The following is a 22863-nucleotide window of genomic DNA, read 5'->3' as shown; positions in this document are numbered from 1 at the left end:
TCCTAACAGGGTTTGCTATCTTCGGGAATCTTGCTAACACATCGTTTATAAATTGGTCGTTGCACCGCCTAGCAGTGCGGCTCTGAATTCATCAAGGGGAAATGCCGGGCCTGGGTCTACTTTTCGCTTCGGAGCAATCTCATCATGCCCAACGATAGTTGTAATGGCGTGGTGCTCAATTAACACTTTGCACAAATCAAACGTACGCAAGAGTTGTTCATCAGTGTACTTGTGCCAATGTGTTGGCGTTTGTTGATTGCGGTGAACTGCCGTTACCACTTCATTTGCAGAATATGATTTTCCAAACCAACTTTTGAAAAGGCCGTCATCCCTTTTCTCAAGTTGGCCGGCATTATCAAGCTCAATGCCGATTGAGTAACGATTGTAACCACTTCTGCCCATGTAATTACTGCGCCCTGCATGCCACGCAATGAGATTGGTAGGCATCATCTGTACAATATCTCCGTTTCTTCCCACGGCAAAATGCGCAGATACCTTATTTTCAGGGCTCGTTAAAACATCAACTGACGAGGCCAAGTTACTACCTGCCGTAAAGTGGATCACTAGCGTATCAGGCAAACCGGGCTCGAATTCGCCAGAAGTGTTGATAGCACGCTGAAATCTAACGCCAACACCATGCAGGTGATACCGCTCTATTCGCAGATCCAATTTAGATTTAGATGACCTTTCTTGAAACGTGAGCACGAAAATCCCTTTCTTATTCCACTGAAGCATTTTACTTTCGATCAGCATAAGCAATTCACATGAGAGACAAACCGCTTTACATCTGAACAATAATTAACCAATATAGCAGAGTACAAAAATTAGTGGAACTTCATGTTTACAAGTTAATAAAAATACAAACCCACACCCCATTGACAACATAAAATAACAACTTTGCCGCATAATTATTCAAACATAATAAACAAATGAGAAGTATTATCATTTGTGAAGTTGTGATCATGCATCTCAATGGGTTTGCAACATTTTTATAACAAACTCATTCCCTACAACATAGACCACTGATTATTATAAATTTATTTAAAGTTATACTAATTCACTATATCAGTGACACTTTTAGCGTTTGATTTTAGATTTCAATGTGGGTATTTTGTACGGCCCGCATCGCAATAATGCATAAAAATGCGGAAAGACTGGAATCCTCTAATAATAAATAAACGACAAGAAAGACGCATGCCACAAGCAATATCGCTTAAGAGCAAAAAGACGTCTAATAATGTTGTGATACGCATATCTAGGCGCATCTACACGCAACGCATACCTTACCCAGTCAAAAGGTTGAAGGAGTTATGAGATGAGTTTATATAATCCCAATGATTCTCGGGACAACTGTGGGTTTGGCTTAATTGCTCACACTCACGGGGAAGCCAGTCACGAATTGGTAACAACTGCAATTCACGGCCTAGACCGTATGCAGCACCGTGGTGGTATTGCCGCTGACGGTAAAACTGGTGATGGCTGTGGTTTATTACTGCAGAAGCCAGATGCGTTCTTCAATGCAATCGCCGAAGAAAATGGCTGGAAACTCAGCAAAAAATACGGCGTTGGCATGATTTTCTTAAGTCAGGACCCTGTACGTGCGAAAGCCGCTCGCGATGTACTAAACGAAGAACTTGAAAAAGAAACACTTTCAGTAGTGGGATGGCGCGAAGTGCCTGTCGACCGCTCAGTACTGGGTGAACTAGCACTAACTGGTGTACCACAAATCGAGCAAGTATTTGTCAATGCTCCAGCGGGCTGGCGTAAGCGCGATCTTGAACGTCGCTTCTACATGATTCGTCGTCGTGTGGAGAAACGACTCGAGGACGATCCAGACTTCTACGTTGCCTGCTTATCAGGACTCGTTACGATTTATAAAGGCTTGGTAATGCCCAAAGACTTACCAGCTTTTTATCTCGACTTAGCTGACGAGCGTATGCAAAGCGCTATTTGTGTATTCCACCAGCGCTTTTCAACTAATACGCTACCACGTTGGCCGCTAGCACAGCCTTTCCGTTTCCTAGCTCATAATGGTGAAATTAATACCATTAAAGGTAACCGCGATTGGGCTATGGCCCGTGCAGCAAAATTTGCAACACCATTGATCCCAGATTTAAAAGACGCAGCGCCTTTTGTTAATACAGAAGGGTCTGACTCGTCTTCACTGGATAATATGCTGGAACTCTTTTTGGCAGGCGGTATGGACTTGTTCCGTGCTATGCGCCTACTTGTTCCACCGGCATACCAAAACAACAAAACCATGGATGACGACCTTCGTGCATTTTATGAGTTTAATTCCATGCACATGGAACCGTGGGATGGCCCAGCGGGTATTGTATTAACCAACGGTCGTCATGTTGCATGTAACCTCGACCGCAACGGTTTGCGCCCTGCCCGTTACGTCATTACCAAAAACGGTTTTATTACCCTTGCTTCTGAAGTGGGTATTTGGGACTACGAACAGGCCGATGTTATTGAAAAAGGCCGTGTAGGTCCGGGCGAAATGCTTGCGGTTGACACTTATACAGGCAAAATTTGGCGCTCAACGGAAATTGATGACGAATTAAAAGAACGTCACCCCTATCGAGAGTGGCTTGAAAAGCACATTCGTCGTCTAACCCCAATTGAACAGCTAGACGCATCATTAATTGGAAAGCGTGTTTTCGACGATGACGCTATGGCGGTTTACCATAAGTTAAACGCCTACAGCTATGAAGAAATTCAACAAGTCATCAAAGTACTTGCCAAAGACGGTCAAGAAGCCGTGGGTTCAATGGGTGACGACACACCAATGGCTGTCATGTCATCTCGTCAGCGCACGGTATATGATTATTTCCGTCAACAGTTTGCTCAGGTAACGAACCCACCTATCGATCCATTACGTGAGAACCACGTGATGTCGTTAGCTACTTGTATTGGGCGCGAGAAAAACGTCTTCACTGAGACTTCTGGCTACGCAGATAGAGTATTGTTCGACTCACCTATCTTGATGTACACCGACCTTAAACAGCTGCGCGAATTCAACCCTGACAACTACTATTCAGAAGTTGTAGAGCTTCAGTACGCTCCACAAGAAGGCTTAAAGAAAGCTATCGAACGGGTGTGTAACGAAGTTGAAATGTTGGTTAAAAACAAGCGTGCAGCATTTGTTATATTGTCAGACCGCAACATCAAACAAAACCGATTGGTGATCCCTGCGGCAATGGCTGTCGGTGCAGTGCAACGCCGACTCGTAGACAAAGCATTGCGTTGTGACGCCAACGTGGTAGTTGAAACCGCCAGTGCACGGGATCCACATCACTTTGCAGTCCTGATAGGACTTGGTGCCACTGCAGTTTATCCATTCCTTGCTTATGAAACTATCGAGCAACTGTGCGAAAAAGGTGAATTAGATATTTCACCAATGCAGGCCACGTTGAACTACCGCAAAGGTATCAATAAAGGCCTGTATAAAATCATGTCAAAAATGGGCATCAGCACAGTAGCCAGCTATCGTAGCTCTAAGCTGTTCGAAGCAGTTGGCGTAAACAATGAAGTTATGGAGCTGTGCTTTAAAGGCGTAACTTCCCGCATTCAAGGTGCAGGATTCGATGATTTCCAGCAAGATCTGGTTAATCTAAACCGTATCGCTTGGCTTAAGCGCAAGTCTATCGATCACGGTGGCTTGCTCAAATATGTACACGGCGGGGAGTATCATGCGTACAACCCAGATGTCGTAAAAACATTGCAAACAGCCGTGGTATCGGGAAATTATAGCGACTATCAAGAGTATGCAAAATTAGTAAACGAACGTGCACCTGCGCACATTCGCGACTTGCTAGCAATTAACCCGAATTGTGACCCTATCGACATCAGTGAAGTAGAAGCGCCGGAAACCTTATTCCCTCGCTTTGACACCGCCGCGATGTCAATAGGTGCACTGAGCCCAGAAGCACATGAAGCACTGGCTATTGCTATGAACCGCTTGGGTGGTCAATCAAACTCAGGTGAAGGCGGCGAGCACCCTTCACGCTTTGGTACCGAGAAAAACTCCAAAATCAAGCAAGTGGCATCGGGCCGCTTCGGTGTAACACCGCATTATTTGGTTAACGCGAGTGTTATTCAAATTAAGGTGGCCCAAGGTGCAAAACCTGGTGAAGGTGGTCAGCTACCGGGAGACAAAGTTAACAAGTACATTGCGCAACTGCGTTTCTCAGTACCTGGTGTAACACTTATTTCTCCGCCGCCGCACCACGACATCTATTCAATTGAAGATTTGGCTCAGCTAATTTTCGATTTGAAACAGGTCAACCCAACGGCGCTTATATCTGTAAAATTGGTATCAGAACCTGGCGTTGGTACTATTGCCACGGGCGTAGCAAAAGCCTACGCAGACCTTATCACAGTATCAGGTTATGACGGTGGTACAGGTGCAAGCCCGCTGACATCGGTGAAATACGCGGGTAGCCCATTTGAACTTGGTTTATCTGAAACACAGCAAGCACTTATCGAGAATGGCTTGCGCCACAAAGTACGCGTTCAAACTGATGGTGGTTTGAAAACGGGCTTAGACGTGGTTAAAGCAGGGATTTTAGGTGCAGAAAGCTTCGGTTTTGGAACCGGTCCTATGGTGGCACTAGGCTGTAAATATTTAAGAATTTGTCACTTAAACAACTGTGCAACCGGTGTGGCAACACAAGATCAGAAATTGCGCGACGACCACTTCATTGGTTTACCTGAAATGGTCATGAACTACTTCAAGTTCATCGCTCAGGAAGTACGTGAAATAATGGCGTCTATGGGCGTTGCGAAATTCGACGACCTTGTGGGGCGCACAGAGCTACTTAAAGTATTGGACGGTATGACGGCGAAACAGAATCGCTTAGACCTATCACCATTACTTGCACAACCGAAGGCCGGTGAGCATACCCGTTTATTCTGCTCTGAAACCACCAATACACCGGTGGACAAAGGTGAGTTGAATGCACAGATGCTTAAAGACGGTCAACAAGCGGTAGTGAATAGTTCATCAATAACCTTGAAGTATCCTATTCGCAACACAGACCGTTCTGTTGGTGCGCTACTGTCAGGTGAAATTGCTAAACATCACGGCAATCACGACTTTGAAGATACACCCATTAAAGTTGAGCTAACGGGCACAGCTGGCCAAAGCTTTGGCGTATGGAATGCCGGTGGTTTGCATATGCATTTAGAAGGCGATGCAAACGACTATGTGGGCAAAGGTATGACTGGCGGTAAGCTGGTTATCTACCCACCGCGTAACATCACATTCGATGCGCATGACAGTGCTATCATGGGTAACACCTGCCTTTACGGTGCAACCGGCGGCAAATTATTTGCGGCAGGTCGCGCGGGCGAGCGCTTCGGCGTACGCAACTCTGGCGCTATTGCGGTTGTAGAAGGTATTGGTGATAACGGCTGTGAATATATGACAGGCGGTATTGTGGCAGTACTTGGTCCTGTTGGCGTTAACTTTGGCGCAGGTATGACTGGTGGTTTTGCTTATCTTATGGATGACAATGACGACCTTGATAACCGTGTAAACGCCGAGCTTGTAGATATTATGTCTATTGAAGACAAAGCCATTCTTGCTGAGCACTTACGAGGTTTGATTAATCAGCATTACGAAGAAACCGGTAGTGAGCATTCGCTGTCGTTACTGACTAACTTCGCTGAAACGCTTAAACGCTTTAAGCTTATTAAACCGAAAACCAGTGATGTGAAGAACTTGCTTGGTCACATCAGTCGTTCAAGTGCTGAATTACGTATTCAGGCTCAGTAGGAGGATTTAGTTTATGGCAAAGAACGTATATCAATTTGTCGATGTTGAACGTATTGATCCGCCGAAAAAGCCGATCATGGTACGTAAACAAGAGTTCGCGGAAATTTACCAACCGCTCAGTCAGTCTCAAACCGAAGGCCAGGCAGACCGCTGCCTGGACTGCGGCAACCCTTATTGTGAGTGGAAGTGCCCAGTGCACAACTACATTCCACAATGGTTGAGTTTGGCAAATGAAGGGCGCATTTTGGAAGCTGCAGAGCTTTCACACAAAACTAACAGCTTACCTGAAGTGTGTGGTCGCGTTTGTCCACAAGACAGACTATGTGAAGGTGCGTGTACATTAAACGACGACTTTGGTGCGGTTACCATCGGTAGTATTGAAAAGTACATCACCGATACTGCATTTAAGATGGGCTGGCGCCCTGATATGTCTGACGTGGTATGGACTGACAAAAAAGTTGCCATTGTAGGAGCGGGCCCTGCTGGACTCGCTTGTGCCGACATACTGGTTAGAAACGGGGTAAAACCTGTTGTGTATGACAAGTATGAAGAAATTGGCGGCCTGTTAACGTTTGGTATTCCATCGTTCAAGTTGGAAAAAGACGTGATTAAGCTACGCCGAGAAATCTTCACCGAAATGGGTGTTGAATTCGTTCTGAATACAGAAATTGGCAAAGACATTCAGTTCCAAGACTTATTAGACAAATACGATGCTGTTTTCTTAGGCATGGGTACGTACAAGTCGATGCAAGGTGGCTTTGATAACGAACACGTTGAAGGTGTTCACGATGCGCTGCCTTTCCTTATTGCTAATACCAATCGCGTCATGGGCCTTGAGAAAGATCCCGCTGACTTTATCGACATGAAAGGCAAGAAGGTTGTTGTACTTGGTGGTGGTGATACCACAATGGACTGCGTACGTACGTCAATTCGCCAAGGTGCAGAGAAAGTAACCTGTGCCTATCGTCGTGACGAAGCCAGCATGCCCGGTTCGCGAAAAGAAGTAGTAAACGCAAAAGAAGAAGGTGTTGAGTTTCAGTTTAACTTGCAGCCGTTAGACATTGCTGTTGATGAAAATGGTAAAGCCTGCGGCGTTAAATTGGTTAAAACAGAAATGGGCCCACCAGATGCCAACGGTCGTCGTCGCCCAGTTGAAATTGAAGGGTCAGAGCACGTACTTGAAGCCGACGCGGTAATTATTGCCTTTGGTTTCCAACCTAGCCCTGCGCCTTGGTTTGCTGAGTTTGGTATTATGCTAGATGAAAAAGGCCGTGTACGGGCTCCATCTGCTGGTAAGTTCGCTTTTCAAACGTCAAACCCTCAAGTTTTTGCTGGCGGTGACATGGTTCGTGGTAGTGACTTAGTGGTGACAGCCATTGATGAAGGCCGTAAAGCTGCAGAAGGGATCATGGACTACATGGGCGTTTAATAGTATTTGCCTTAAATTAGAAATTAAGCTCGAAAGCACTGCTATCGAGCTTTTTTTGTTTAAAACTAAGGATGTACGCTTTACATTAAAGGAAATTCTTTTATCCCTTGGTGTGCTTATGTCTATGCGTTCAGCGCTTTTATCCGGATTGTCTTTACTCTCTTTTTTTCTCTACTTTCCTGTATATGCCAGTGTTCAAAACACAGAAAAAGCGGCCAAACAAATTTTTAATGAATATTTGGAATACCTAACGTTACCTAACGTAGCCACACAATCGTCGCCAGATATTCAGAAGGTTGCCGAATGGACCGCTAAAAAATATAGCCAATATGGGCTAAAAACACAGTTACTCGAAAATAACGGCCAGCCTATGCTATATGCCGATTATATGCAGGCAGGTGAAGACGCACCTACATTACTCTTTTACGCACATATGGATGGTCAACCTGTCAATCCCGAGCTTTGGGATCAAGAGAGCCCGTGGAAACCTGTATTAAAAGTAAAAGAAAACGAAGGTTGGACGACAAAGCCTTTGTCGATGTTAACCGGTGACATAGACCCAGACTGGCGGATATTTGCCCGCTCAGCATCAGATGACAAAGCGCCTATCATGATGCTACTTGCGGCGATACATGCCTTAGCGTCGAACAGTACAACGCCTTCCATTAATATCAAGGTAATTCTTGATTCCAATGAAGAAGGGGGTTCACCAACGCTAGCAAAAGTTATAGATAGTAATAAGTCATTACTTTCAGCCGATGCTGTGGTTATTTTAGATGGACCAATGCACCCATCTAACGCGCCAACGGTTGTCTTTGGGCATCGTGGCGCCACGCTTGTAAGAATAACCGTATACGGACCAGTATCAGATAGCCACAGTGGCCATTTCGGGAACTATATTCAAAACCCTGCCTTTATGCTGTCTACGCTATTAGCTGGAATGAAAAACGAAAATGGTCAAGTTACCATTCCGCGTTATTATGGCGATACGCCACTCTCAGAGTCAGAAAAACAGGTTCTAAGTGCAATTCCTATTGATGAAAAGGCCCTGTTAAATCGACTTGGTGTGGCAAAGGCTGAATCGGTAGGCGGTAATTATTATGAAGCGATTAGCCTTCCCTCGTTAAATGTAAACGGGCTTAGCGCAGCAAGTACCACAGCAGTGAGAACCATTGTTCCCGCTGAAGCAACAGCATCTATAGATATACGAACCACCAAAGCGGCGTACTCTGCAAGACAAGTAGCACTTCTAAAAGACTATATTGTATCTAAGGGGTATCACATCATTGATAAAGCGCCGACACTAGCGCAGCGTCAACAGCATGAAAAGCTCGTTCGCTTTGAGGTTAGAGAGGGAACCGATGCATTACAGACACCTTTAGATACCCCTGTTGGTTTGTGGGCCAAAGAAGCATTACAACCCGTAAGTGATGATCAGGTAATTCTTATTCCTTTGATGGGGGGAACTGTACCCACAGCGCCTTTGGTTAAAAGTTTGAATAAGCCTGCGATTCTTATTCCGTTAGTTAATGCAGATAACAACCAGCATGCACCTAATGAAAATTTGCGCATTGGCAACTTCTATAGCGGTACAGAATCTTTATATCATTTGTTTACTACACCATACGCGCAGTAAGCAAAACGCAGTCGACAAACTAAGAATTATATACCTGAGGCGATAGCAGCATACGTGATAAAGCCATCGCCTTGTTGAATAACCAGTAAGATTAGGGAAAAGTAGAGTGAGATAAACACCCTTACCTCGTTGTCCTTTAATATTTGCCGTATTAGTGCGTGATGATTTTTTGCGACATAGAGTTAAATTTACTGTGAACGTAACAAAGCTCTTCACTATGAATAATGTACATTTAAACAAACTCGCTCTTTTTTTGACGCTAAGTCTTACCGCAACAGGCATCTGCATGGCGACTCCTACTTCACAAGACCAAGACACGAACAGTCGCAGTAATGGTAGTAGAATTCCAAGCCACCCCAGCACAGTCAAATGCCCGGCGGTATTTGAGCAAATCACTATCGTTGATAACGCGAAACTTTGCCAAGCTTTTAACAAAAACAGTACTGCGGTAATGGTATACCATTCATCTTCTTCACCAAGTGAATTACTCGCCGTTTATCGAGCAGCACATCCTTCTCTACATCTACATCCTGCAATTAATGACCGTAATTTTCTGTCATCCAATGACAAAAGCACCAGAATAATCATTAGCCCAGATAGCAACGGCTCTCAAATCGATATTCTAGTTACCTCGCCTCAAAAATAACGCATTACTTCATATATGCTCATGTTGGCATTTGCTTTGCAAAATCATTAACAACGGCACCGTGACGTCGCCAAGTGTCATTTTTCTGACACTGGTACAGTACCTGTAGTGACACGAAGTCTTTTCAGCAAGTTAAGACTTTATTGGCTTGCTAGCGCACTACTGTCACGGGTTTTAACTTTTGATATTTGTGAGGACTACAATGGAATTGGCAATTATTCTGATGATGTTACTTATTGTTGTTGCGCTAGGTGCCATTAAATTGTCTGATGGTGGCGTGGCATTCCCTTTTCGCCGAAAGCCACAGCTTTTCACACCAGTGGAGCATTCATTTCTCAATCTCATTGAGCAAGCCATGGGCAGAGAGTTCCGTATTATCTGTCGAGTCCGCTTGAACGATTTGGTTTCTGTACGTCAGACCACCAATAAGAAAATGGCAAGCCAAGCCGTTAGTCGTGCATCAAGCAGACAATTAGATTTTGTTCTAGTCGATAAAAATGACATGAGCCCCGTATTGGCTATCGATTTGGTTCACAATCAGGGTAAAGATGGCTACAAATCACAGAAAGATTGGTTTGTTACTGGTGCACTTGATGCAGCAGGCCTTCCGCATGCTCGTATTAAAGTGAAATCGGGCTATTCGGTAGACGATATCCGCGAGTGCCTTGAGAACAAGTTAATTCCTTACCGTCGACTTCAACAGAAAATGGCACAATTGCCTACACACAACCCAGCGCCACCTAAACGCCCTACGCGTCCGGTGCGCTCTAGTCGACCAGCAGCAGCTTGAGTTAAGGAGCGTACCTGCTCCTTAACTTGCTCTTAAGCCTAAGAGCAACGCTTCCCCTAGCCTTTGTTAATACGCTATTTTCACTCTCAAATGGCAAAGGCCTGTTAAAGTCATTGGTATTTAGCGCACCGATGACTTCAACAGGTACTATTAACAAAGGCATTTTTCTGTCAGTTTTCTTATATTCCTTATACAATTACGGGCAAACAAAACGCTCGGGGTGCCGTCGCGCCTCATAATCATATAAACAAGTCGGTACAGCTATGAACAAAATTGGTATTTTAGGCGCAATGGACGAAGAGGTTGCGTTGCTTAAGTCTTCACTAGAGAACCTTAAAGAAACGCAGTGGAAACATCTCACTTTCTTCGAAGGTACATTAAACGGCATGAATGTAGTGCTTGTGAAATGTGGTATCGGTAAAGTTGCTGCCGCCATCGCAACCGCTGTAATGATTGAACAATATGCACCGGATGCTGTGGTGAATACAGGCTCGGCCGGCGGCTTTGATAAAAACCTAAATATTGGGGATCTGGTTATTGCCAGTCACGTAATTCATCACGACGCCGACCTAACCCACTTTGGCTATAAATTAGGTCAGTGTGCGGGTATGCCTGAAGATTATCGTTGCGATGAAGCACTAATGAGCGCCGCAGCAGATGCGGCGAACACAATTCCTTCGTTACAATCTACTACTGGCCTAATTTGTACTGGTGATGCATTTATCGGTAGTGACGAAGCCGTTGCAGAATTGCGCCAAAACTTCCCTGACATGAAAGCAGTTGAAATGGAAGGCGCCGCCATTGGTCAAACCTGTCATATGTTGGGCACACCGTTTCTTGTGATCCGCTCGTTGTCTGATATTGCTGGAAAAACGTCGTCGGTAAGTTTTAAAGAATATTTAGACACCGCGGCAAAGCATTCAGCGCAATTAGTCATGGCTATGATTGAAAAGCTTGCCAAGTAATGACAAGCTTTTTTAGCGACATCAACTACGGGTCGCTATTGGTACTTTGGTTGGCCCTTGCTGTCGATGCCGTATGGCGGTGGCCACAAAGTACACATCCTCTCACGTTTATGCGCTTTTTAGTGCGCCAAATGGGGCGCAAAGTACTTCCGTCGTCGTCATTTAGCCCATCTCAGCACTACATTTCTGGTTCGTTGGCAGCATTGGTACTGCTAACGCCTATTGTGGTGTGCTTGGCCATTTTGGTCTACATGGCCGAATACCCAATCTTTTTTGAAGCTGTCATCATGATAGTATTGTTAGACTTTGGCTATCAACGTCAACAATACAAAAAAGTATTAAAGAGCGTGGGGAGAAATAAAAAGTCCCTCGCCCGTGAGATGGTTGGAACGATCACCGCTAGACAATGTGACACATTGACCGACATTGGTATTGCCAAAGCAGCCATCGAATCACTTTGGCTTAAATTTCTTTATTTATATTGCGGCGTTATATTTTATTTTGTTGTTGCAGGGCCAATTGGCGCCCTAGTCTATCGGTTGTTATTACTAACCACATGGCAATGGCACTTTAGAACGCCAACCATGCGCTATTTTGCCATACCCGTTAGAAAACTTGTGTCGCTCTTAGTTTTACCTCCCGCTTTTATTGGCGCGTTGCTGTCACTTCTGGTCAGTCACCCTGTAAAGGCTTTGAAAGCGTTTCGACGATGTAGCGCAAAAGATAAAACCTCATTGCTTCTCGCCCTATTAGGGGGCGCACTCAATATCAAGCTGGGCGGTCCCGCAATCTATGCCAACAGAAAATACCGTTACCCACGTGTAGGGGGGACTGAAGAGGTTAAGTACTCCCATATGCTTCTTGCTAATAATACAGTGACCTACGCCATGATTGCTGTTGCTGCGGTTGCATCATTATGCTTATTAGCAATTTCAAATTAGTACGCTAAAGCGAATTATCACCATGACTTCACTATCGAAAATATACGTCCTGCCACTTTTAATGAGTTTGTTTTTTACAGGTTGTATTAGGGATGTTTTTGCAAATATAGACACCTCTTCACCTAAAAAGCCGCTGAAAATTGTGAGTTTAGCCCCCCACTTAACCGAGTGGGTGTACAGTCTAGGCTTAGGTGACAACCTATTGGCAGTAAGTGATTACAGCGACTTCCCTGAAGCCGCAAAAACCTTGCCACGCATTGCTGATTACCAAGGCGCAGATATTGCCGCTATTATCACACTATCGCCCGACTTAGTACTGGCTTGGGATGGTGGTAATAAACCCCAAGATATTCAGAAGTTGTCTGCACTGGGACTAAACGTTTTTAAGAGTCGTATCACCGATATTCGCGATATAGCCAGTGAACTCATTCGATTAGGCGAACTTACCCAAACACAGAAAACTGCCAATGCGCTGTCATCTCAGTTTATTGAAAGACTGGATGAGTTAGAAACTCAGTTCGCCAAGCCTGAACTTGACACGGTTTTCTATTATTCGTGGACTTCACCTTTAATGACAATAGGTCCGAATGCCTGGGCGAATAAATTACTCAACATATGCGGAGCGCAAACCCTCTTTTACGATAGCCCAGTCGACTACCCCCAAGTATCGGTAAAAGACGTATTAAGCCGCCAACCCAAAGTCCTAATTGCGGCGAGTAAGAGTTCACAAGAAGCACTAGCGAAATTTTGGCAACCCCACCGCCAATTTTTGCATGCTCCCATTATTACGGTAAACCCAGACGTAACAAGTCGTTTCTCGCTGCGCCTAATCGATGAGCTAAAAATGATGTGTAACAGTATAAACCCGTGAATGTAAGGGTTATACTGAACTATAGTTATTAAGTATAGTTACTGATGGGCTAAGCAGCGGAAAGGGTAAAGTTTAAGATGAAGGTGGTTATTGCAGGACTTTTTATCGTCGTCAGCATAGTGACATTTGTGTCGCTACAATGCTCTGCGAAAGCAACTGCACAATCGTCCGTTGCAGCTTCCCCTTACTTAATTGAACGCGTTGCTAATAACGAATGGTTACTTATCGACGTTCGCTCTCCACAAGAGTTTGCCGATGGGCATATTCCTGGCGCAGTCAATATGCCCCACGACAGTATTAACGATTACATCGCTGACCTTGAAGGGCATAAAGATAAACCAATCATTATTTATTGCCGTTCTGGTCGCCGTGCACAGTTGGCGATGAAAGTATTACAAGATATGGATTTCTCTGAAGTCATGCACTTAGAAGGCGATATGCTTGGATGGAGTGCAGCGGGCTTAACTATCGACCGCATGTAGCTAAGGCGTGTATAGCTAGCGTGAAGCTTAAGCGTTTGGTACCAGTATATTTACCTACTCATTGTGTTTATAAACATGCCTTTATTGATCCCGTTAACAAGCTGTGCAAGTAGCCATGCTGTGATAGACTTTTAGTTTATTTTCTAATTTGTATGCAAGATGATCATTGATATTGCCACTCCAGCCATGCTGTTCCCTGCCATTTCTTTGTTGTTGCTGGCCTATACCAACCGCTTTCTCACCTTGGCCACCATCATTCGTAATTTTTCGAAAGAAGAACGAGATGAGAACACCTTGGCACAAATTAAAAACTTGCGCCTGCGTATCCAATTGATCAAACGCATGCAAATTGCCGGAGTGGGTAGCTTCTTTTTATGCGTGGTGTCCATGCTGGCAATCTACCTTACTTACCAGAAAGTGGGTAACTGGGTGTTTGCAGCAAGTTTGGTATCACTGCTCTATTCTCTGTGGATGTCAGTAAGGGAAATTCTGATATCAGTTGAAGCTTTAGATGTACACCTTGATGGAATGAAAAACGCACATGACAAACAAAAATAATAACATGGCAAAACCACAAAAATCAGATATCACATATGTTCAACTTGCCCCAGAACATTTTGAAGGCGTCATTACTTTGGGCAATTATGTCCACGGCGACAATTATTTAACAGACGATTTGCTTAACGAGTACTACCGTAAGAGCTTTCACAACGATGTTAACGCTAGCTGGGTCGCTGTGAATGAAGGACATATTGTTGGCTTTAGGCTTACTTTTGCGCATAGCCAATGGCAACCCGACAAGTGGTGCACACCAGATAACTGGCCAGTAGAACCAAGCCTTGTGTGCTACTTCAAATGCAATACCGTTGCCCCTGCAATGCAAGGTTTGGGTATTGGTAGCTCACTTTTGCGAAAGTCCATTGAACTGGCAAAGGTTCAAGGGGCCAAGGCAGGTTTAGCCCATATTTGGTTAGCTAGCCCAGGCAACAGTGCGTTTAAATATTTCTCAAAAAATGGCGGTGAGCTTATTAAGAAGCATCCTGATAAATGGCGCTACCCATCAATTCACGAAGGTTACGACTGCCCAGTTTGCGAAGGCTATTGCGAATGTGAAGGCGCTGAAATGCTACTTAAATTCTAGTATTTTAACATTACACCTAATTTATGACATACGACCCGCTTATATCACAACGAGTGAGCCCTTCGCTGCCAAGCCCTAATACTTATTGGCACGCAACCCACAATTGTGTAACACCACCTGCACTTAGTCAGAATTGTAAAACCGAATACCTCATTATTGGTGGTGGTTATACCGGTTTATCCGCCGCTATTACATTAGCAGAAGCAGGCGAGCAAGTTGTGCTCATTGACGCGAATAAATTAGGGTTTGGCTGCGCAGGGCGAAATGGTGGTTTTGTTTTATCAGGAAGTGGGCGGCTTTCGCTAAGCGCAATTGAAGAGAAGTGGGGATTAAGCACAGCAAAAGCCATGCAAGCAGAATATGAAGGCGCAGTTTCACTGCTTACTTCTCGTATTCAACACTATGCTATGCGTGTCGATTACACCGAAGGGCCCTATTACAAATTGGCGCACACGCCAAAGCAGGCTAAAACACTTCAAGCTGCGGCATTACACCAACAAAACCAGTTTAATGTGCCAAGTACTGCATTTAACAAAGAAGACATTCAGCAACGCTTTTCAATTAACAATGTGTACGGTGGTGTTCGCGTTGATGGCGCTTGTCTTCACCCGCTTAAGTTAGCTGACGAATACGCTCGTATTGCACGTTCTTTAGATGCGTCACTCTACTTCAATACACCAGCGTTGAGTATTGATAAGAAAGCAAATGGTTATGCTGTAAATACACCTAACGGCGAAATAAAGGCAAAACATATACTTATTGCCAGCAACGCCTATACCCCAAAGCGCTTCGAAAACATAGTAGATAAAAAGCAGTTTCCCGTACAATCGAGTATCTTTGTTACTGCACCTTTAAGCGAACAGCTGCGCTCGGCAACTGGGTTAAATTCGCCGATGAGCTTTATGGATACGCGAATGATGAAATATTACTATCGCGTTCTATCCGATGGCCGTTTGTTGTTTGGTGGGCGCGGCGCCGTTGCAGGAAAAAATGGCGATAACCTTAAAGAAAAAAACCGTCTTTATCAGGCAATGATAAAGAGTTTTCCTGCCCTAAACGGTACAAAGATGGAATACTTTTGGAGTGGCTGGGTAAGTGTATCGTTAGATGATTTACCCAGAATATTCGTCGACGGCGACGATAATCACAAAATGGGTTATGCCATGGGCTATTGCGGTTCAGGCGTTTCGTTTGCGGCCCATGCAGGTATGCGATTAGCGCAGCGCATGTTAAATACTGGCAATATCGATTTGTCGTTGCCGTTGTTCCAAACACCTTTGCCTACCTATCCATTTTCATCATTCAGAAGAATGGCACTGCACGGCTTATATCAATGGGCCAAAATTGCTGAGCGATAAACCGCAGAAAAAACTGGACTGATCTCGAGTCAGTTTCACCAGCAGAGTCATGCGGAAGATCACGGAATATGACTTTCGCCGGACATATCTGCTTCTTTGCACTCAAAATATCGTTTTTAAGTAAGTAAATACCCTACTATCAGTGCTGTGTTGAAACTAACCAAACGCGGCGACTAGCGCATTACTAGTTTTACATCAATTGAAATGTGACCTATGTTTATGCGTATATTTTGAACTATACCAAATTGCAGAAAAATGTACCTAGCCGTTTAAATCATATTGAACAACTAGATCGTGTTGACCTTTTCGGTACACTTTTCGTTCATTCCAAGCGAGTTTCAGGCGATGAACGAATTGCGTGGTTTGGTTATTCCAAATTAGCAACATTTACTATTCAACATAAGGAGTTATGTTATGTCATACATAGACGGATTTGTCGCTGCTGTTTCATCAGACAAAAAAGATGCTTACCTTGCTCATGCAAAATTGGCTGGGGGAATATTTAAAGAATATGGTGCAATAAAAATAATCGAAACATGGGGAGATGACGTGCCAGATGGCACGCTAACTTCTTTCCCGTTGGCGGTAAAAGCTAAAGAAAATGAAACTGTCGTTTTGTCATTTGTTTTTTGGCCATCTAAAGCTGTTCGCGACGAAGCATGGCAGAAGGTAATGGAAGATCCAAGAATGCAAAATGAAGAAAATCCTATGCCATTCGACGGAAAACGTATGATATATGGTGGTTTTGAGTCGATTCTAGAACTGTAACTTAGGGTTTCGAGAACAATCCCGTGTATTCTTAGTCAGGGTTTGAGCGGGATTGAAATATCATATAGGCCAAAGCTCCTGTTTAGACAGCGGATTACTTAAAAGGAAATAGTACTACTTTCAGTTTCAATTCAGTTTTGCTTCACCTTTCATTCACTCACGTTAAGTCAATATATACGCAGACCTAGCACATACACAGAGTGAATTATGAAACCCTTATTTTCATTAATAGCGATATCCCTGATAGCCACGGGTGCAAACGCAAGTGAACTCAGTGTTGCGAACCCCGTAACACGTTCACTGACGTTACAAGACAACGAAGTACTTATTAGTGCTGGCGTATCACATGGCAAAACAAATGGTCACAACTATACAGGCCCAATTTTAGGTGCGGCGTATGGTGTGAATGACAATTTAACTGTTGGCCCTGTTGGTTTGCGCTATAACCTATTGCCTCGTGCTTACGACGGAACCGGTTTAGAAGTTACTTTGGATGGTGGCCTAATGGGCTACTACGAGTCCAAGGAGTTTGATGACAGCTACGCGTTAGGCGCAGGACTCACTGGTAAATATGTCTTAAGCGATGCGCTAGCATTTACCTTTTCTTCTCACTATCTCTTCTGGAACGAAGATCTTCGAGACAACCGCAGTGAAGTTCGTGTAGGCGCAGGCACCATTTTAAAGGTTATGAGCAATGTTTCACTATATGCCGAAGCTGCCTATCGAGAGCTGAAAGATTTCAATCAGGACAATGCCTCTGAATTTGGTATCGGCGTCATCTGGAATTACAGTAATCAAACAGACTTTACACTAGGCCTATCAACAACCGATTTCGACCCACTTAAAGACGGCTATGAGAACGACGCCTCTTTAGAGAACGCCTTTAACCTAAATATGAACTACCGCTTCTAAGAAAAGGACTTTACTAATGCAACATATCTTAACCAAACTTACTATTGCCACAGCAACTATCGGCTTGTTAGCCGCCTGCGGAAGCAACGATCCCAAAGGCTTACCTAGAGTAATTACTTCTGATTACGATGGCACATGGATAGCTTCTCACTACGGTAAGGGTTTAACCCTTCATAATGCAACCCTTACCGTGTTTGACTACACAGATGACTACTGTATTGCAACACAAGTGCTTCACGGTGTGAGTGGAGAAGACATGGCTGAAGTCTTTTACCTCGATGAAGACAATCAGCAGATAATTGACATTGACGATATTGGCGACGAAGACTTTGCAGATATTGGTCTGGTATATGAAAAAGTGCTTGAGAGCTTACCAACCACTACTCCAGCGGCGTGCCGAGACAACATGCTCAGTGTTGTAGGTTCAACGGGCTATGAAGCTGATACTGATCGCGACCTTGCTTACTTTTATCAGGTGTTTTCGAATTACTATGTAAGCTTTGAACTTACTAATACAGACTGGGAAGAACAATACCAAATTGCCGATGCAGAGATTAACGCATCAAGTAGTAACCAGGATCTGTTTGAAGTAATGGCTAACATGATTGCACCTTTGAAAGACTCACATGTTGCCATCACTTCTGAGGAACTTGGTGTAGCTAGCGTAAACAACGCAGATACCTTTTTAGAGACCTTACTTGCCGAGTTTGCTGAAGATAATGGCTATACACTGCCGCTCAACCAACAGCAGCTTACTGCTGCTAACCAATATATAGAGCAGGAATTGGCGAAAGTAAGTCAAGCAACGCTGCAATACGCTGAATCTCCGAGCGATTTAAAAGAGGCTGGCAATGGCGCAATAGCATGGTTTAGTCGCGAAGGTTTAGGTTATTTGTCTATACAACGCATGTTTGGCTTTGCTGACGATTATGAAAATACCGATGATGACGTAGAAGCCGTGCGCCAAGCCATGAATATCGCTATGGAAGAACTTGCGAGCACAGATGGTCTGGTAATAGATTTACGTCTTAACAATGGTGGTAGAGATGCTGTGTCTATGGCACTAGCCCAGTACTTTTTCACCGGTGAACGCCACGTATTTAATAAAGATTTGCAAACACCTTCGGCAGCAGAGTTCCGCACAGAGGTTTCTTTTCAGGGTCATAACAATGCTTATACAAAACCTGTGATCCTTCTTACCAGTGCCAGTACAGTAAGCGCAGCGGAAGTATTTGTACTTATAATGCGCAATTTTGATAACGTCGTCATTGTTGGTGAGCCTACGCAAGGTGCGTTCTCTGATGCACTAGAGAAAATACTACCAAACGGTATTGCCTTCTCACTGTCAAATGAGCAATACCGCTCTGTGGATGAAGAATGGTTTGAACGCAGCGGTATTCCAGTTGACGTAGAAGTACCCGTATTCACTCGCTCGCAGCGAGATAATTTGGAAGACCATGCTATTGAAGCCGCTGTTTCAATATTACTTGGCGAGGAATAGTAAGTAGTATTATTAATGAAAAATAGGCCTGGCTATTGAATGTTATCGGCTCGTATCGAGCTAGACGAGCCGTCGAGTAGCATCAAACAACAACGACTAGATCAGGCCTATTTACACTTTCTTTGCTGATTGTCTGTAATCCCAAACAAAACAATTCATCGCAATAACTGAATATCCATAAGCTGTATTGGTAAGCGCTGTTTGAGTTTTTTATAGCGTAAACACACAAGTAATAAAATGAAACTGTTTAAACCAAGTTGAGTAGCCCAAAGCATATATTCACTCGATACAACTAGGTTATAAATAGCAATGCCCAGTAACCCTAGCCATAAGGCGCTTCCCCATATTAAGCTTATTTTCCAATAGTGTAGTTGCTGTTTCAACTGTGTTTCTTTAAACGTTAGCATTGACTGTACGTCTAATACTTCAGCTTGCCATTGCTTTTGCCTGACACGGTATCCCCACAAACCAAAACCGACAGGTAAAGGTGATAATACGCTAATGAGTAATTGCTGTAATAAACTAGTCGCTTCAAAAACTGCGGCATAAATACAAAAACACGTTACAACTAAGCCCAGTATTAAATCCACAAGTCCTTTGCACTTTAACTTAAATTGCGCTTTCTTGGTTTGCTGCGTTAACAAACGTGCATTTACATTTGGTGTTGCTGCTTTGTAGGCAGTTTGCCATTGAGCTAATTGACTATCTAAATCAGTGTTGTTCATTTCAATACTCCATTATGCTAGCAAGCTTTTGACGTGCACGGCTTAGTCGCTTTGCTACGGCCGCTTCAGAAAGTCCCACCATTTGGGCAATTTCTAGTTGATGAAAACCCTCCAATTGCAATGAGAGAACTTGCCTGTACTTGATGTCTAATCGGTGTAGTGCTGCCATGAGATCTAACGCTCTGTCTTGCTGAGTAAATGTGTGGTCGTGAGCTTCACTGTGCTCAATAGCCTCTGTGCTCGAAAATTCCTTGCATCGCTGTTCCTTAAGTACATGATCAACGGCTTTGTTATGTGCTATTTTTGCTATAAAAGTTTTTAAACTTGAATCACCTCGAAACGCGTTATTTGTCGAATTGGAGGTATTGTCCAACGCTCGCCATACTGCCAGCGAAATTTCTTGCATTAACTCTTCACGCAGTGAATTGTTTGCTTCGAAAGTAGCTGCAACGCGGGCAATAAGTGGCGTAAATTCTTCAAGTAATTGGGTAATTTTCTTCATAGCATTTGTTCACATTACATCCATGTCAGTTAGGCGCTTTGACCTTTCCACACACTTTTACTTAATCTATATCATTTGGGCTTTGTGAGTCTTTAAACAGCTGTTTATAGGCGATAAACGTTACACATGTCATGTAAGGACCTACAAGCAATGCACTTAACGCACCAGTGTAAGGCACCGAAAAAACGACAATAATTGAAAGTAACATGAGCACGCTCATAGGCTTCCACGCTCGTATTACACAGAAGACACTTTGACGGAATGCACGGTAAAGCGGTTGCCCTTGTAGGATAAGAAGCATGGGAACAAAAGAAAGTAGCATGGCTATGGGCGTTGTAGAAGCAAAGATGACTCCAGCCTGCCACAAAGCAACATTCGTGTAGTCGCCCATTAGAGAGGCCGACATATTGTCACTACCAATGAGTATGCTACCAACTTGAAATTGAATAGAAGCCAACAAGACACCTGACAGGCTCCATAGAGCAAAGCGTCCCCACTGCTTGAGTATTGATGTATATCCAACAGACTGGCTTCGCACACTGAAACCACGCCCACAGAAAAGGTTGTTAAGTATTAAGCACACTACCCCAAGAAGCATCGGTCCAACCCATTTTGATAACATCAAACCAAATGGAGAGGGTAACAACTGCAGTAAACCAGGCAGTATTGCGAAAAGGGTCATCACACTAAAAATTTTAATAGGGGCTTGTTTAAAAAGCTGCCAACCGTCTTTAAACCAAAGCGATGAAACGGAAACCGTTTTATTAGCTTGCGTTGTAACTTGATTGAATGATGCTGATGTTACTGTTGTCATGGTTTTTCCTTTTTACTGAGTAAACGTTATAAACATCACCAACTGCGCTTGTAACGCTTAGCGCAAGATGTGTTTTTGTGCTTTTGTTATCCTCATAGACGATCGATACTCAAGAAAACTGACAACTATTTTATCTTTTTTTAAAATTCACAAAAAAGCCCGCAATTTGCGGGCTTTACAAGGTATTATTGTTCACATAGCTCTACTGTTTGGCGAAAAAGCCAACCACAAAAACGCTATGAAAGCGTGACACGCGCAAACTTACGCTTGCCAACCTGATACACGTTTTCACCTTTTTCAGTGAGCACCAAGCGGGTGTCTTCCACTTTATCGCCATTAATTTTTACTGCGCCTTGTTTAATCATGCGCATAGCGTCAGAAGTCGAACCCACAAGATTTGCTTCTTTGAGTAGGTTACCAATCGCAATGCCTTCTTCGCTTAACACAATTTCAACTTCGGGCATATCATCAGGGATAGCATTTTTTTGGAAGCGCTGAATGAAGTCCTGATGTGCACCTTCAGCTGCGGCTTCATCGTGGAAACGTGCAATGATTTCTTTTGCTAGCAATATTTTGGTGTCACGTGGGTTTTCACCATTAGCCACTCGTGCTTTAAGATCTGCAATTTCTTCTAATGGACGGAAGCTCAGTAGGTCATAGTAACGCCACATTAGGTCATCAGAAATTGACATCACTTTACCAAACATATCATTTGGCGCATCGGTAATACCAATGTAGTTATTCAATGACTTTGACATTTTTTGAACGCCGTCAAGACCTTCAAGCAAAGGCACCATTACAATTGATTGCTGAGTCAACCCTTGATCTTTTTGCAGTTCACGGCCCATCAACAAATTAAAACGTTGATCGGTTCCACCTAACTCTACATCAGCCTTCAGAGCAACCGAGTCCCAGCCTTGTACCAACGGATACAAAAATTCATGAATAGCAATCGGTTGACCGTTGCTGTAGCGCTTTTTGAAATCATCACGCTCAAGCATACGCGCAACGGTTTGACTTGCAGCCAACTTGATCATCCCCGCTGCACCGAGCTGCTCCATCCACTCAGAGTTAAAACGGATTTCCGTTTTTTCTTTGTCTAAGATTTTGAACACTTGTTCTTGATACGTTTTGGCGTTCTCAAGTACCTGTTCTTTACTCAGGGGCTTGCGTGTTACATTTTTACCTGTAGGATCGCCGATAAGACCAGTAAAGTCGCCAATAAGAAATACAACTTTATGACCAAGCTGCTGAAAAGTACGCAACTTATTGATAAGTACTGTGTGACCTAAATGCAAGTCAGGCGCTGTTGGATCAAAACCCGCCTTTATAGTAAGGGTTTTACCGGATTTAAGTTTCTCAATTAAATCCTCTTCGGGAAGAATTTCATCTACTCCCCGTTTAATTTCAGCCAACGCTGTTTGCCAATCATTCATTTGTACGTCACACTCTTTGATAAGACTAAATTCAATATTGGCGGGCATTTTACGCGTACAAAGGAACCATTTAAAGGTTTACACGTCAAAAAGCGGGTTACAATATGTCATGTTGTTAAACCCAATGGTTTCAAGGCAAGAACAAAAATCGTACAATTAGACGA

At 43.7% G+C, this 22863-nt stretch carries 20 protein-coding genes; 15 read left to right on the top strand and 5 right to left on the bottom strand.

The genetic code is table 11. The features are described 5' to 3' along the window. Positions 1–45: 45 nt before the first annotated feature. A complete protein-coding gene (locus EYR97_RS00410; protein ID WP_242634819.1) occupies positions 46–705 on the bottom strand; it encodes an N-acetylmuramoyl-L-alanine amidase in 660 nt (219 codons plus the stop codon). A gap of 610 nt (positions 706–1315) precedes the next feature. On the opposite strand from EYR97_RS00410, the gene gltB reads away from it, so the two are divergent. The 15 genes from gltB (at position 1316) to EYR97_RS00335 (ending at position 19222) form a co-directional block, all read left to right on the top strand. Continuing rightward, positions 1316–5782, top strand: a complete 4467-nt coding sequence (gene gltB, locus EYR97_RS00405; RefSeq protein WP_131091888.1) for a glutamate synthase large subunit — start codon at positions 1316–1318, stop codon at positions 5780–5782. 13 nt (positions 5783–5795) lie between these two features. Next, the gene (locus tag EYR97_RS00400; protein WP_131091887.1) at positions 5796–7211 is read left to right on the top strand and encodes an FAD-dependent oxidoreductase; all 1416 of its coding nucleotides are present in this window, start codon (positions 5796–5798) and stop codon (positions 7209–7211) included. 55 nt (positions 7212–7266) lie between these two features. Further along, a complete protein-coding gene (locus EYR97_RS00395; protein ID WP_258313179.1) occupies positions 7267–8847 on the top strand; it encodes a M20/M25/M40 family metallo-hydrolase in 1581 nt (526 codons plus the stop codon). A gap of 286 nt (positions 8848–9133) precedes the next feature. Further along, positions 9134–9493 carry a hypothetical protein gene (locus EYR97_RS00390; protein ID WP_131091885.1) on the top strand — a complete coding sequence of 120 codons (360 nt, stop codon included), beginning with the start codon at positions 9134–9136 and terminating at the stop codon, positions 9491–9493. Positions 9494–9695: 202 nt separating this feature from the next. After that, on the top strand, positions 9696–10283 hold the full coding sequence (locus EYR97_RS00385) for a DUF2726 domain-containing protein (RefSeq protein ID WP_131091884.1): 588 nt from the start codon (positions 9696–9698) through the stop codon (positions 10281–10283). A 263-nt stretch (positions 10284–10546) separates the two neighbouring features. After that, a complete protein-coding gene (locus EYR97_RS00380) occupies positions 10547–11248 on the top strand; it encodes a 5'-methylthioadenosine/adenosylhomocysteine nucleosidase (protein WP_131091883.1) in 702 nt (233 codons plus the stop codon). After that, positions 11248–12189: a regulatory signaling modulator protein AmpE gene (locus EYR97_RS00375; RefSeq protein WP_131091882.1), complete on the top strand. Its 942-nt coding sequence runs from the start codon at positions 11248–11250 to the stop codon at positions 12187–12189. Before EYR97_RS00380 ends, EYR97_RS00375 begins: the two co-directional genes overlap by 1 nt. A gap of 22 nt (positions 12190–12211) precedes the next feature. Continuing rightward, positions 12212–13060, top strand: a complete 849-nt coding sequence (locus tag EYR97_RS00370; RefSeq protein WP_131091881.1) for a cobalamin-binding protein — start codon at positions 12212–12214, stop codon at positions 13058–13060. Positions 13061–13137: 77 nt separating this feature from the next. Continuing rightward, positions 13138–13542: a rhodanese-like domain-containing protein gene (locus EYR97_RS00365; protein WP_131091880.1), complete on the top strand. Its 405-nt coding sequence runs from the start codon at positions 13138–13140 to the stop codon at positions 13540–13542. 159 nt (positions 13543–13701) lie between these two features. Continuing rightward, positions 13702–14100 carry a DUF2721 domain-containing protein gene (locus EYR97_RS00360; RefSeq protein WP_131091879.1) on the top strand — a complete coding sequence of 133 codons (399 nt, stop codon included), beginning with the start codon at positions 13702–13704 and terminating at the stop codon, positions 14098–14100. After that, positions 14084–14683 (top strand): GNAT family N-acetyltransferase, encoded by a 600-nt coding sequence (locus EYR97_RS00355; RefSeq protein WP_131091878.1) that lies wholly within the window; start codon positions 14084–14086, stop codon positions 14681–14683. The genes EYR97_RS00360 and EYR97_RS00355 overlap by 17 nt, the downstream gene beginning before the upstream one ends. Before the next feature lie 23 nt (positions 14684–14706). Beyond that, a complete protein-coding gene (locus EYR97_RS00350) occupies positions 14707–16041 on the top strand; it encodes an FAD-binding oxidoreductase (RefSeq protein ID WP_131091877.1) in 1335 nt (444 codons plus the stop codon). Positions 16042–16455: 414 nt separating this feature from the next. Next, positions 16456–16809, top strand: coding sequence for a DUF1428 domain-containing protein (locus EYR97_RS00345; protein WP_131091876.1), 354 nt, complete (start codon positions 16456–16458; stop codon positions 16807–16809). 207 nt (positions 16810–17016) lie between these two features. Continuing rightward, positions 17017–17721, top strand: a complete 705-nt coding sequence (locus EYR97_RS00340; RefSeq protein ID WP_131091875.1) for a hypothetical protein — start codon at positions 17017–17019, stop codon at positions 17719–17721. A 16-nt stretch (positions 17722–17737) separates the two neighbouring features. Beyond that, a complete protein-coding gene (locus tag EYR97_RS00335; protein ID WP_131091874.1) occupies positions 17738–19222 on the top strand; it encodes a S41 family peptidase in 1485 nt (494 codons plus the stop codon). 155 nt (positions 19223–19377) lie between these two features. Here the strand turns inward: EYR97_RS00335 and EYR97_RS00330 are convergent, their stop codons facing one another. The 4 genes from EYR97_RS00330 to tyrS form a co-directional block, all read right to left on the bottom strand. After that, a complete protein-coding gene (locus EYR97_RS00330; RefSeq protein ID WP_131091873.1) occupies positions 19378–19947 on the bottom strand; it encodes a hypothetical protein in 570 nt (189 codons plus the stop codon). Position 19948: 1 nt separating this feature from the next. Continuing rightward, positions 19949–20449 (bottom strand): RNA polymerase sigma factor, encoded by a 501-nt coding sequence (locus tag EYR97_RS00325; protein ID WP_131091872.1) that lies wholly within the window; start codon positions 20447–20449, stop codon positions 19949–19951. Positions 20450–20510: 61 nt separating this feature from the next. Then, a complete protein-coding gene (locus EYR97_RS00320) occupies positions 20511–21263 on the bottom strand; it encodes a hypothetical protein (RefSeq protein ID WP_131091871.1) in 753 nt (250 codons plus the stop codon). A 236-nt stretch (positions 21264–21499) separates the two neighbouring features. Beyond that, positions 21500–22699, bottom strand: coding sequence for a tyrosine--tRNA ligase (tyrS, locus tag EYR97_RS00315; RefSeq protein WP_131091870.1), 1200 nt, complete (start codon positions 22697–22699; stop codon positions 21500–21502). Between the last annotated feature and the right edge of the window lie 164 nt (positions 22700–22863).

Source organism: Alteromonas sp. KUL42, from assembly GCF_006538325.1.
Classification (GTDB): Bacteria; Pseudomonadota; Gammaproteobacteria; order Enterobacterales; family Alteromonadaceae; genus Alteromonas.
Note: the sequence above shows the minus strand (reverse complement) of the source record. Positions and strands in the feature narration are given on the sequence as shown.